We start from the raw sequence: 12,888 nt of genomic DNA on the forward strand, positions 1-12,888 counted from the left end.
ACTTCCTGTTTTAACCAGCAAGTGTGATGTAGATTAAAATGGAACATCGTCAATTGACGGATGGTCCCCCTGGTCATCCGCGCTGGATGCCGGTTGATTTTGATTGGCGCTCATCGCGCTTTGATCGTTGATGTTAACGTTGGCCTGGCTGCTGTCCGCAGATTCGCTGGCAAACGGCAAGGAGTTAAGATCAACATTATTATCGCTTTCAAACACCCGGTTTTCATTGCCAAAGGCATTGTTAGCGGGCTGTTGAGGAGCGGCGCCGCCAAAGTTGGCGTTGCTAAAAGCATTATTATTAAAGGCTTGGTTGTTGTTAAACCCAGCATTTTGGTTAAAGTTACCTTGGTTATTCGGGTTGGCACTGCGCGGCTCTAAGAGCGCAAAGTTATCAACCGTCACTTCCGTAACGTAAACCCGTTGTCCTTGGTTGTTTTCGTAATTACGCGTTGACAGCCGCCCATCAATACCGACCATCGCCCCTTTGTGGGTAAAGTTGGCAAAGTTTTCAGCGGACTTGCGCCAAATTACACAGTTGATAAAGTCAGCATCCCGGTTCCCTTGTTGGTTCCGGAATTGCCGGTCAACTGCCACCGTAAAAGAACAAACTGCCGTGCCGCTTCCAGTGTACCGCAACTCTGGATCCCGAGTAAGTCGTCCAGTCAATACTACACGATTTAACATGGGCTATCGCACTCCTCTCAATAAACAAACGTTAAGCTGATTAACGCTTAACGATCATGTGACGCAGAATGTCGTCGCTGAACTTAGCCAGCCGGCTGAATTCGTTCAAAGCTTCATCAGAATCCGCTTCGACGTTTACCACGTGGTAAGTACCTTCCGTGTACTTAGCAATTGGGTAAGCAAAACGCCGCGTGTCCCAATCCTTTGAGTCAACGACCGTTGCACCATTGTCCGCTAAAATCTTGTCGAAGCGAGCAACCAATTCTGCCTTAGCTGATTCTTCGAGATCAGGACGAATGATGTAAGTAATTTCATATTTGCGTGTTTCCATGAATGTTACACCTCCTTATGGACTCTGGTCCCTTCCCACCTAAAATTTCGAAGGGACAAGGAGAGTAGACGATTTACGTATACTCACAAGCAAACATGTTAGCACAATTTTCAACAAATCACAAGTTCTAAATTCTTGGTCTGATCCGACCAGGTTAATTTTGACCCTCGTGATCCAGGGTTGCGGTCCCTACTTTATATATACGCGTTTTTGACCTAAATGCACTTTTTTTCTAGGAAAAATTTTGCGCCGGGACCAAAAAACGCCGCTCACCCCAGCGTGTGAACGGCGTTTCGGCCTTAAGAACCATTTAACTAGTCTAAGGTTGGCAATGGGGCCTCTTCGGCAGCGGTTGCCATTTCATCTGTTTCTTTAGCCACGGTCGCCATCGTGGCCACCTTGGAATCAGCGGCCATCTTAATCAGCCGGACGCCCATCGCGCTGCGGCCGGTCGTTGAAACCGTCTCAGCCCCAAAGCGAATAATGACCCCCTTATCGGTCACCAGCATGATGTCTTCATCGCCGTCAACCGTGGTTAAGCCCACCAAAGGTCCGTTCTTCGCTGTGACATTAACCGTCTTGATCCCCATGGTTCCCCGGCCCTTAATTGGGTATTCGGCGGCTGGGGTTTGCTTGCCATAACCATTTTCACTTAAGACCAGGACCTGACTGTCAGCGTTTAGTGGCGCTGCCCCGATCAGGTAGTCCCCCGGCCGCAAGCGCGCGCCCCGGACCCCGGCCGCGGTCCGGCCCATCGCCCGGACGGCCATCGCTGGGAAACTGACTGCATATCCCAGGTGGGTCCCCAGGATCATGTTTTGATCGTGATCAATAATGTCCACGGCAATCAATTCATCGTGGTCGTGCAGATTGATCGCTTTCAGGCCGTTACTGCGAATGTTGGCAAATTCGCTAACCGCCGTGCGCTTGACTACCCCCAGCTTGGTGGCAAAGAACAAGTCTTGGTCGTGGTGATCTTGACTGCGTTGAACGTTGATTACGGCACTGATCTTTTCGTGGCTGTCAATCCCCAGCAGGTTGATCACTGGAATCCCTTGAGCCGACCGACCATATTCGGGTACCTCATACCCCTTCATCGCAAAGACCTTCCCGGTATTGGTGAAGAAGAGCAGTTCATCGTGCGTCGAGCTGGTAATGAGGTGCTCAATAAAGTCGTCACTGTGCACGCCCATCCCCTTAATGCCCCGGCCACCCCGGTGTTGGGACTTGAACTCATCGACCGGCAAGCGTTTGATGTAACCGTTATGGGTCAGGGTCACGACGATCTCTTCTTCTTCGATGAGATCTTCATCCTCTAAGTTGGTAATGTCGCCCACTTGCAACTCTGTCCGCCGGGCATCGCCAAAGCGCTTTTGCAATTCCAGCAGTTCTTCATAAATAATCGCTTGGATGCGTTCCGTGTGCGCCAAAATGTCCTTAAAGTCGGCAATTGCGGCCACCAGCTTTTCGTATTCGGCTTCGATCTTTTCCCGTTCTAAGCCGGTTAACCGTACCAAGCGCATATCCAAGATCGCTTGGGCCTGGCGATCCGACAGCCCGTAGCCCTTCATCAATTCTTCCTTGGCCAATTCACTCGTCGCTGACTGGCGGATAATCTTGATAATGGCATCAATGTGATCTAAGGCGACGCGCAACCCTTCCACAATGTGGAGGCGACTTTGCGCCTTTTTCAAATCAAATTCAGTCCGCCGCCGCACCACTTCTTCTTGGTGGGCCAGGTAGTGTTGCAGAATTTGCTTTAAGCTCAAGACCTTCGGCGCCCCGTTGACAATCGCCAACATGTTGAAGTTGAAGGTGGTTTGCATCAAAGTCAACTTGTAGAGGTTATTTAAAATGACTTCCGCACTGGCGTCCCGACGAACGTCAATGACGATCCGCATCCCTTCGCGGTCCGTTTCATCATTGACATCGGTGATGCCATCAATTTCCTTTTCCCGGGCCAAGTTGGCAATCCGTTCAATTAACTTCGCCTTGTTGACCATGTAAGGAATTTCGTGCACGACGATTTTTTGCCGCCCATTCTTGGCAGTTTCAATTTCAACCTTGGCCCGCACGACAATTGAGCCTTGGCCCGTTTCGTAAGCCTTCCGAATGCCGGCCTTGCCCATGACAACCCCACCCGTTGGGAAGTCTGGGCCCGGCAGAACCTTCATCAACTCTTCGGTCGTCGCGGCCGGATTATCCATCAAAACGTGCAAAGCGGCAATGACTTCCCCTAGGTTGTGGGTGGGAATATTCGTTGCCATCCCCACCGCGATCCCTGCGGCCCCGTTAACCAACAGGTTGGGGAAACGCGATGGCAATACCTGGGGTTCTTTTTCCGTTCCATCGTAATTATCTTGGAAATCGACCGTATTCTTGTTGATATCACGCAACATTTCCACGGCAATTTTGCTCATCTTGGCTTCGGTATACCGCATGGCGGCCGCGCCGTCCCCGTCGACCGAACCAAAGTTACCGTGACCATCGACCAGCATGTAACGATAGGAGAAATCCTGGGCCATTCGAACTAACCCTTCGTAAATCGACGAGTCCCCGTGCGGGTGAAACTTCCCCATGACATCCCCGACAATCCGGGCCGATTTCTTGTACGGCTTATCGGGAGTGACCCCTAATTCATTCATCCCGTACAAAATCCGGCGTTGAACTGGCTTAAGCCCGTCGCGCACATCTGGCAGTGCCCGGGAAACGATGACGCTCATCGCATAATCCAAAAACGAATTCCGCATTTGACTGGTCAAATTGACCTCCGTAATGCGACTTGGCAATTCTTCTTGTGCCACAGTTTTTCCTCCTTGCTATTGTCCCCTTTGCTGGTTGCCTACAGGTCCAAATTCTTAACGAACGTCGCGTTTTCTTCGATAAATTCGCGCCGCGGACCGACCTTCGTCCCCATCAACATCTGGAAAATCGCGTCTGCTTCCTTGGCATCATCCAACTTAACGCGTAATAACCGGCGCCGCTCTGGATCCATGGTGGTTTCCCAAAGCTGTTCGGCGTCCATTTCCCCGAGCCCCTTGTAACGTTGAATGACCGGTTTAGGACTTGGTTGCAGTGAATTAACCACTTGTTCCAATTCTTCGTCAGAATCAATGTACTTCACAAATTTGCCTTGGCGAACTTGATACAGCGGTGGTTGCGCAATGTAGACGTACCCCTTTTCGATCATCGGCCGCATGAAGCGGTAGAACAAGGTTAATAACAGGGTGCGAATGTGGGCCCCGTCGACATCGGCATCCGTCATAATAATCAACTTGTGGTAATTAGCTTTTTCAACGTCAAAATCATCGCCAAAGCCCGTCCCCAAGGCCGTAAAGAGGGAGCGAATTTCATCGTTGGCTAACACCCGGTTCAGGCTCGCCTTTTCAACGTTCAAAATCTTCCCCCGGATTGGCAGGATCGCTTGGGTCAAGCGGGAGCGCCCTTGCTTGGCACTCCCCCCGGCGGAATCCCCTTCGACGATAAATAATTCCGAAATGCTGGGATCCTTACTGGTATTATCAGCTAATTTCCCCGGCAGGTTGGAAATTTCCAGCCCGCTCTTTTTCCGGGTCACTTCCCGGGCCCGCTTGGCGGCCACCCGGGCCTTGGACGCCAATAACCCCTTATCAACGATCTTGTGGGCCACTTCCGGATTTTCCATCATAAACCGGGTCAATGTTTCACTAAAGATCCGGTCCGTGGCCGTCCGTGCGTCGGAATTGCTGAGCTTGGTCTTGGTTTGGCCTTCAAATTGCGGATTGGGGTGTTTGATGGAAACGACCGCCGTCAGCCCTTCGCGGACGTCATCCCCGGATAAGGTCGCATTGTTGCCCTTGAGCTGCCCAGACTTTTTCCCATAATCATTGATCACCCGGGTCAAAGCCGTCTTAAAGCCCGTCTCGTGGCTACCCCCTTCATAGGTGTGAATATTATTGGTAAACGTCAAGAGGTTGCTGCGGTAGTCATCCGTGTATTGCAAGGAGACTTCCACGGTAATCCCGTTATGCGTCCCTTCAACGTAAATCGGCGGATCAAACAAGGCATCGTGCCCTTCATCCAAGTATTCAACGTAGTGACGAATCCCCCCTTCATAGTGGAAAGATTCCTTGGTTGGCACTTCGGGCCGGCGGTCTTCGATCGTGATCTTTAAGCCCTTGTTCAAAAAGGCCAGTTCCCGAATCCGGTCGGTCAAAGTTTTAATATTGTAAACCGTCGTTTCGGTAAAGACATCCGGATCGGGCTTGAAGTGGACCACGGTCCCGTGTTCGGTCGTTGGCAAACCGTCCGCCACTTCTTGCATCGCTTGGGCGACGTGCCCCCGGTTAAACTGCATCGTGTAACGCTTGCCTTGCCGCGTCACCGTTACGTCCAATTCCGTTGACAGGGCGTTCACAACCGACGCCCCCACCCCGTGGAGCCCCCCAGAAACTTTGTAACCACCGTTGCCAAACTTCCCGCCGGCGTGCAGCACGGTAAAGACGGTTTCAAGGGCGGGCTTCCCAGTTTCTTTTTGGATATCAACTGGAATCCCCCGACCGTTATCCGTCACCGTAATACTATTATCAGATTCAACCACAACATTGATTTCATCACAAAAACCCGCCAGGGCTTCATCAATCCCATTATCGACAATTTCCCACACTAAGTGGTGCAACCCTTGGACCGTGGTGGAACCAATGTACATCCCCGGGCGTTTCCGCACCGCTTCGAGGCCCTTTAAAACCTGAATTTGACTGGCATCGTACTTACTGGCCATCGCCGCTTTTTGTTCTGCTAATTCCTCGTTACTCACGCTCGTTCCTCCTTAAAGCTCACCCTTCACGTTGTAGATGGCCAGCTTGGATCGTGTAGATCGTCGGGGTTTTGATTAATTGTCGTGCTACCCCGCTCAAACTGGTCGTTGTCAAAAAGGTCTGGACCTTGTCTTGAATGGCCGTCAATAAATGGGTCTGACGATCATTATCAAGTTCGGACAAGACATCATCCAACAAGAGCAAGGGATATTCCCCGGTTTGCTCTTGCATTAAGTCGATTTCCGCCAATTTGACCGCCAAGGCGGTTGTCCGTTGTTGACCTTGGGAACCAAATTGCTGCACATTATTGCCATTCACTAAAAAGTGGAGATCATCCCGCTGGGGGCCAGCCAACGTCGTCCCCGCGGCGATCTCCTTATCTACCTTTTCCCGTAAGCGGGCTTGCAATTGCTCTTTTAGATCCGCCACGGTACTTTCTTCATTGATCGTCAATTGACTCACGTATTGCAATTGCAGTTGCTCTTTTTGCTGGGAAATTTCCTCATGCATCGGCTGGGCCCATTTTTCCAATTGTTTCACCAACTGGTACCGAATAGCCGCTACTTCACTGCCAAACGTTGCTAATTGATCCGACAAAACTTCTAACAACAATCGGTCACTGGCCTGGCGTTGGCGTAATTGTTTCAGATACTGATTACGTTGGTAAAGCGCATCATTAAAGTGACTTAGATTATAAAGATACCGGCTGCTCATTTGCCCAAACTCAACGTTCATAAACTGGCGCCGAATGACGGGAGCGCCTTTCACTAACGCCAAGTCTTCTGGGGCAAACAAAACCACGTTTAAATTGCCAATGTACGCCGACAACCGACTTTGGGGCAAGTGGTTAACTTTGACGCGTTTGCCCCCTTGCCCCACTTGGATCTCCAAGGGTAACTTGCCCGTGGCTTTAACTACCACCCCTTTGACTTGCGCAACTTTAGCCTGCCAATTGACCAACTCTTTGTCCTTATTGGTCCGGTGACTGCGGGTTAAGGCCAATAAGTGGATGGCCTCTAACAAATTCGTCTTGCCCTGGGCATTTTCACCAATCAAGACGTTAATCCCCGGATTAAATTGCACCGCTAACTGCTCATAGTTGCGAAAGTCCTGTAGTGACAACTCCTCTAGTCGCATAGCTAGTCCGTAATGGTAATGGTCATGACCCCAACAATCGTCACTTCATCACCGGGGTACAACTTCTTGCCCCGCCGATCCTCAGCTTGCGCATTGACCGTCACGGCCTGTTCCTTTAAAAACCACTTGGCTGCGCCCCCCGTCGGGATAATGCCTTCTTCTTTCAATAATTGCCCGAGGGTAATAAAGGGCTGCTCAAGTTTAAACGTTGCTTGCTTTTCCAATCATCTCACCTACTTTGTATAGCTCTTCTATTATAGCTTTTTCACCCCGCAAACACAAATTTAAAGCGGTTTTAAGCCAATTTCAGCCCCTTTTAAGCTTGCGAACCATTTTTGGGTTTTTTACCCCAAAAACGCGCAAACTGCCGTTTACAAGATCTGACTTGCCCAACGCCGAAACAAAAAAGCAGCAGCCCACAACGGGGCCACTACTTTGAGCTGGAAAATTAAGTTGTTAGAACGTCCGCACCGGGGTAATCAATTGCACAAAGTTGGCCTGGTCATCAACTGGCACCAAAGTAAACGGCCGCAACGGTGACGTAAAGGCCAATTTTACCTTTACTCCCCCAAAGGACTTGAGGGCATCGCCCATGTAATCCGGGTTAAAGGAAATTGCCAATTCTTGCCCCGTGATGGCATCGAATTGTAATTCTTCTTCGACGTTCCCCACGTCAGCGGAATCCCCACTGATTTTTACCAATTCTTGGGTCGGATCGATCGTCAGCTTTACCACGTTATTGCGCCCTTGATGCGACAACAAGGAAGCCCGCGAAATCGCGGCTAATAAAACATTGGCATCAATCGTCAGGTCGGTTTCAGAAGTCTCCGGAATCAAGCGGCTGGTATCAGGGTACTTCCCCTCTAACAGCCGGGAATAAAAGAGGGTGTGACCAAACTTAAAGAGCACTTGGTTTTCCGCAATCAGCAGGTCGATGGGGTCTTTTTGGTCTGGAATCATCCGGGCCAATTCCGTCATCGAAACCCCCGGAATCACCACATCCGCTGCGGCCGCCACCGGCGCTGGCAGGGTTACTTTGCGTTGGGCCAAGCGGTGACTGTCCGTGGCAATGGCGGTTAATTGATCTTGGGTTAAGAGAACGTGGATTCCCGTTAAAATTGGTCTACTTTCTTGCTTAGAAACGGCAATCCGGGTTTGATCAATGACTTCGCGCAATAAGTCGGGGGCTAATTGGACGGTTTTATCGCTTTCTAATTCCGGCAGTTTCGGGTAGTTGTTAGCATCTTGTCCGTTGATCTTAAATTCCGCCGGACCAGACGTAATCGTCGTTAAAAAGCCCGTTTTAACCTCTAAGGTTACGGTTTCCGCCGGCAACTTCTTCACAATTTCATTAAACAAGCGTGCTTGCAACACAATGGCACCCGGTTCTTCAACTACTAAGCCGAGTTGCCCTTCGCTGGCCGCTAACGTTGATTGAATGGTGATATCGGAGTTGCTGCCTGTCAAAACCAATTGGTCATCCGTGGCCACCAACTTTACCCCGGTTAAAATGGGAATCGTGGTTTTGGCTGAAATCGCCCGCAACACATTGGCTAATTCGTTGGTAAACCCAGTTCGATTAATCGTAAATTTCATGTTTGACTCCTCGCTATAAATTAATATAAATGTATATAATTAAAAATAGTAGTGGTAGTAGGACCTGTGGAGACTGTGGAAAACTGAAGTAAAGCATTTGGACAACGGAGTTTTCCCCTTGTGGACAAATTGGGGAAAACTGTGGAAAACGTAAAAGTTATCCCCAAAGCGACTACGGGGTCAGGGTAACTTTCAACTGATCGATGTCATGCTGTAATTGTTGGTCAGTTTGCAGCAGTTTCTCGATTTTATCAATCGCATGCAGCACCGTCGTGTGATCTTTGCCGCCAAATTCCTTGCCGATTTTGGGCAGGGAATTATCAGTTAATTCCCGGGCCAGATACATGGCGATTTGGCGGGGGATGACGATATTTTTGACCCGTTTTTTGCCAGTAATGTCGGCTTGGGTAATGCCGTAGAAATTGGCGACCTTGCGTTGAATCAGGTCAATGGTTAACGCAGTGGTCGGGGCATCCCCAATGCCTTGTAAGGCTTCCGCAGCAATGGCGGTCGTAATGGGGGTCTTATGCAGGTCAGCATAGACGCGGACGCGCATCAAAGCCCCTTCCAATTCCCGGACGTTGGTATTGATTTTGGTAGCAATGTAATTTAAGACCTCACTGGGCACGCCTTGAATATTTTCTTCTTCAGCTTTCCGGTTCAAGATCGCAATCCGGGTTTCTAACCCGGGGGAAGTGATTTCAACCGTCAGCCCCCACACAAAGCGCGAAACCAAGCGCTCCGTCAGGTTCGGGATTTCCTTGGGGTTTTGGTCAGCCGTCAACACGATCTGCTTGTTGTTATCGTGCAAGACATTAAAGGTATTGAAAAATTCCAGCTGGGTTTCGTTTTTAGAAGCTAAAAACTGGACGTCATCCACGAGCAGCGCGTCTAAATCGCGGTATTCGCGCCGAAATTCTTCTTGGGTCCGGTTCTTGATCGAGTTGATATAGTCATTCATGAAGTTTTCACTCGTGACGTATTTAATCTTGGCGTTTGGGTTATGGACCAACATGTTATTGGCAATCGCTTGCATCAAGTGGGTCTTGCCCAGGCCAACGCCCCCATAGATCAGCAGGGGATTGTATAAGCCCCCGGGTTGTTCCGAAGCAGCGTAAGCAGAAGCGTAGGCAAACTGGTTGCTGCGGCCTTCGACAAACGTTTCAAAAGTATACTCCGGATTGAGGGGGGTTTGGGTTTGGAAAGTTGGGACGGGCTGTGAAGCGGGCGTTGCCGGATTGCCAATTAAGTTCTTCGTTAACAGGTAGCGGGGTTCAATTTCTTGCCCCGTTTGTTCTAGTAAGATTTGCTTTAATTGGGCATTTAATCGCTGTTTCCACCAGTCTAAATGGTAATCCGTAGGCACGACGACCGTTAATTGGTGGTTGGACAGAGAATATGCTTTTGCCGGAGCAACGACGTTTTCGTAAGTCGGACCGGTGATGGTCTGCTTAAACGCGTTTTGGACCGCTTCCCAGAGTGAATCAAGAGAAGAGAGCTCAGTCAAAATAATTCCTCCTAAAGTTGTGGATAATCATAAAGCCAAACGATATTTTATCATTACTTTTTCGAGTTTTCCACAGGGGTGCGGAAAAAAGGATCCCCAAAAGACACAACGCTGTGTGGAAATTGTCCCCAGGGGTGGGGAAATTGCGGATAACGGGGCCGCAATGGCGACTTATCCACAATTAAATGGGGATATCAACAGCCCCGAAAGCCGACCTGCCAAGGCATTAGAAACTTCTCCACACCCCTGTGGAAAACTAAAATCACAGGGGTGGGCAAAAGTGGCCGACCGGGGAAAAACGTGTGGAAAACTGCTTATCCAGGGTGGATAAAAAACAACGCTGTGGATTATTTCTGGTTAACTGTGGAAAACTAAAAAATTTTTTCGGTGAAATGAAGCTTTCTTCTGGCCGAAAAGTATGCTATACTTCAACAGTATGTTTAAAGAGTTTGTCTTTTTGGACTTTAAAAAAGAAATTTAAATTAGCTACGAGGAGGTGCAAACCGATGAAGCGTACATTCCAACCAAAGAAGCGTCACCGCGCTCGTGTTCACGGCTTCCGCGCTCGGATGAGCACTAGCAACGGTCGCAAGGTATTAGCTCGCCGCCGTCAAAAGGGCCGCAAGGTATTATCTGCATAACCAGTGGCCACTATTAAGTTAGTGGCTTTTTTTAAACGAAAGTAGGGGGCAGGGCGTCCGCTAAGGCTAGCTTCAAGAGCTGTCGTGCGCCCGGCCCCTTTTTTGATACAAACAGGAGCGCAAACTATGCGAAAATCATACCGCGTTAAAAAGGAAAGTGAATTTCAACGCGTTTTTGAAACGCACCAATCAGTGGCCAACCGGAAATTCATCATCTATCAAATGGCCAAGCCGGGCCAACCCCATTTTCGGGTTGGCATCTCGGTGGGCAAAAAGGTCGGCAATGCCGTAAACCGGAACTGGGTCAAGCGGCGGATTCGCCAAACCTTACTTGAGGTCAAACCGCAGTTAAAAGCGGAAGTAGACTTTCTGGTGATTGCCCGGCCAGCGGCGCGTGGCTTAGAGATGGCTGAAATCAAGCGTAATTTGGTGCATGCCTTAAAGATGGCGGATTTGTTAGTTGAAGAACCCACGGCAGACTAGCATTACTGGTCGAAATAAAGGAGGAAGCTGGTTTGAAAAAACAAGGAAAAAAGGCCCTGAGCCTGACGGGAATCGGACTGTTGGCTGTTTTGCTGGCGGCGTGTTCCAACCAACCTGTCACCAGTCATAGTACGGGGATTTGGGACCACTACATTGTCTACAATGGTTCGCAATTCATCCTATGGCTCGCCAAGCACTTTGGCGGTTACGGCATGGGGATTATTATCTTTACTATTCTAGTGCGGATTTTGATCCTGCCGTTGATGCACTACCAAACGAAATCGATGCTTAAAATGCAAGAATTGCAGCCCCAATTAAAGGCCCTGCAGCAAAAGTACCCTGGGAAAGACCGGGTCTCCTTGCAAAAGATGCAAACGGAGCAACAAAAGCTCTATAAAGAAGCTGGGGTGAACCCGTTTGCTTCAATGCTGCCATTATTAGTACAATTGCCGATTATGTGGGCGTTGTACCAAGCAATTTGGCGCTCGCCGGAATTAAAGACGGGGTCCTTTTTGTGGCTTCAACTCGGTCACACGGACCCGTACTTCGTGATGCCACTGTTAGCGGCGTTGTTTACCTTTATTTCTTCCTGGCTGTCGATGGCCTCCCTGCCAGAAAAGAACAGTATGTCTACGACGATGACCTACGTGATGCCAATCATGATTTTCGTCATGGCGCTGAACTTCTCGGCGGCCATTACCCTGTACTGGGTAGTCACGAACGCTTTCCAAGTGGTGCAAACGATGCTCTTGCAAAATCCGTTTAAAATCAAGCGGGAGCGGCAAGCCCGGCAACGGCAAGAACGGCAACGTAAAAACCGCCTGGCGCACGCCAAAAAGAATGCTTACCGGGGCAAGAAGCGGTAAGATGGCAACATTTGAGGGAAAAACGCTTGGCGCAGCTAAACAAGCTGCCGCCCAGGCCTTGGGCTGCTCGGTCGCGGAGCTGACGGTAACGATTAAGCAAATGCCAACCAAGGGCTTTTTTGGCTGGGGGGCCCGGTTAGCTGTGATTGAAGCCCAGCGGCGGCCTAAGCCAGTTTTGGCCCCAACGCCGGCCCAAGTGGCAGCGCAGCCTACTCAGTCAGCTATGCCGCAGGCGAAACAAGCCGCACCCGCCACGCGGCCCGGGGCAACCGCAGCGTTGTCATCGGCGGAGTTGGCCGCGCGGCAAGCAGCCAATTTAGCTAAAATGACGGCTGCCAACTTGGCGTTGCAGACTTATTTGGTGGATGTTTGCCACCAGTTAGCGCTTGAAGTGCAACCACAAGTCCAAACGCAGACCGGGCATGAGTTGAGCATTGATTTAGTGACCCCCACCCCGGGGAAGTTAATTGGTTATCATGGGCGGCGGTTGAATGCCCTGGAAGTGTTGGCGACGACCTTTTTGGTCTATCAAGGGGTCAAGGATCCCCAGGTAACCTTGGACGTGGCCGACTACCGGGCCCGGCGGCAAGTGGCCTTGGCCAAATTGGCGCAGCGCAGCGTCACGGAAGTGATTGCGACGCAACAAGCGGTCTTTTTGGCCCCAATGCCCGCCCGCGAGCGGAAGTTTTTGCATCAGTATTTGGAAACTGAACCGCAAGTCAAGACGTATTCGCACGGGCGCGAGCCGTACCGCAGCTTAGTGATTGCGCCTAAATAACGCCTTTTGGTTGACAAGCCCAGGGGAGCTGACTAAAATAACGGTGTTAAAAATGAATAGTCAAATTAC

General features: G+C 50.2%; 12 protein-coding genes. 4 read left to right on the forward strand and 8 right to left on the reverse strand.

From position 1 onward, the window contains the following. Positions 1 to 33: 33 nt before the first annotated feature. The 8 genes from ssb to dnaA all read right to left on the reverse strand — a co-directional run bounded on the left by ssb (position 34) and on the right by dnaA (position 10,051). Positions 34 to 684: a single-stranded DNA-binding protein gene (gene ssb / locus BN54_RS05960; RefSeq protein ID WP_019206256.1), complete on the reverse strand. Its 651-nt coding sequence runs from the start codon at positions 682 to 684 to the stop codon at positions 34 to 36. Between the two features lie 40 nt (positions 685 to 724). After that, complete coding sequence (gene rpsF / locus BN54_RS05965) at positions 725 to 1,015, reverse strand: 30S ribosomal protein S6 (RefSeq protein ID WP_019206257.1); 291 nt, start codon at positions 1,013 to 1,015, stop codon at positions 725 to 727. A 314-nt stretch (positions 1,016 to 1,329) separates the two neighbouring features. Beyond that, entirely contained in the window at positions 1,330 to 3,819 is a 2,490-nt protein-coding gene (gene gyrA, locus BN54_RS05970; protein ID WP_019206258.1) for a DNA gyrase subunit A, read from the reverse strand. Between the two features lie 38 nt (positions 3,820 to 3,857). Next, positions 3,858 to 5,774, reverse strand: a complete 1,917-nt coding sequence (gyrB, locus tag BN54_RS05975) for a DNA topoisomerase (ATP-hydrolyzing) subunit B (protein WP_051014615.1) — start codon at positions 5,772 to 5,774, stop codon at positions 3,858 to 3,860. A 55-nt stretch (positions 5,775 to 5,829) separates the two neighbouring features. After that, positions 5,830 to 6,948, reverse strand: a complete 1,119-nt coding sequence (gene recF, locus BN54_RS05980; protein ID WP_040469997.1) for a DNA replication/repair protein RecF — start codon at positions 6,946 to 6,948, stop codon at positions 5,830 to 5,832. Between the two features lie 2 nt (positions 6,949 to 6,950). Then, positions 6,951 to 7,172 (reverse strand): S4 domain-containing protein YaaA, encoded by a 222-nt coding sequence (yaaA, locus tag BN54_RS05985; protein ID WP_019206261.1) that lies wholly within the window; start codon positions 7,170 to 7,172, stop codon positions 6,951 to 6,953. 232 nt (positions 7,173 to 7,404) lie between these two features. After that, on the reverse strand, positions 7,405 to 8,544 hold the full coding sequence (dnaN, locus tag BN54_RS05990; RefSeq protein WP_019206262.1) for a DNA polymerase III subunit beta: 1,140 nt from the start codon (positions 8,542 to 8,544) through the stop codon (positions 7,405 to 7,407). 172 nt (positions 8,545 to 8,716) lie between these two features. Then, complete coding sequence (gene dnaA / locus BN54_RS05995) at positions 8,717 to 10,051, reverse strand: chromosomal replication initiator protein DnaA (RefSeq protein WP_019206263.1); 1,335 nt, start codon at positions 10,049 to 10,051, stop codon at positions 8,717 to 8,719. A 506-nt stretch (positions 10,052 to 10,557) separates the two neighbouring features. Between dnaA and rpmH the strand changes: the two genes are divergently transcribed. The 4 genes from rpmH to jag all read left to right on the forward strand — a co-directional run bounded on the left by rpmH (position 10,558) and on the right by jag (position 12,819). Then, complete coding sequence (gene rpmH, locus BN54_RS10050; protein WP_006917488.1) at positions 10,558 to 10,692, forward strand: 50S ribosomal protein L34; 135 nt, start codon at positions 10,558 to 10,560, stop codon at positions 10,690 to 10,692. A gap of 126 nt (positions 10,693 to 10,818) precedes the next feature. Then, positions 10,819 to 11,175: a ribonuclease P protein component gene (rnpA, locus tag BN54_RS06000; protein ID WP_019206264.1), complete on the forward strand. Its 357-nt coding sequence runs from the start codon at positions 10,819 to 10,821 to the stop codon at positions 11,173 to 11,175. 32 nt (positions 11,176 to 11,207) lie between these two features. Then, positions 11,208 to 12,041 (forward strand): YidC/Oxa1 family membrane protein insertase, encoded by an 834-nt coding sequence (locus BN54_RS06005; RefSeq protein WP_019206265.1) that lies wholly within the window; start codon positions 11,208 to 11,210, stop codon positions 12,039 to 12,041. A 1-nt stretch (position 12,042) separates the two neighbouring features. After that, a complete protein-coding gene (gene jag, locus BN54_RS06010) occupies positions 12,043 to 12,819 on the forward strand; it encodes an RNA-binding cell elongation regulator Jag/EloR (RefSeq protein WP_019206266.1) in 777 nt (258 codons plus the stop codon). Positions 12,820 to 12,888 lie beyond the last annotated feature (69 nt).

The organism is Limosilactobacillus ingluviei str. Autruche 4, from assembly GCF_000312405.1.
Classification (GTDB): Bacteria; Bacillota; Bacilli; order Lactobacillales; family Lactobacillaceae; genus Limosilactobacillus; species Limosilactobacillus ingluviei.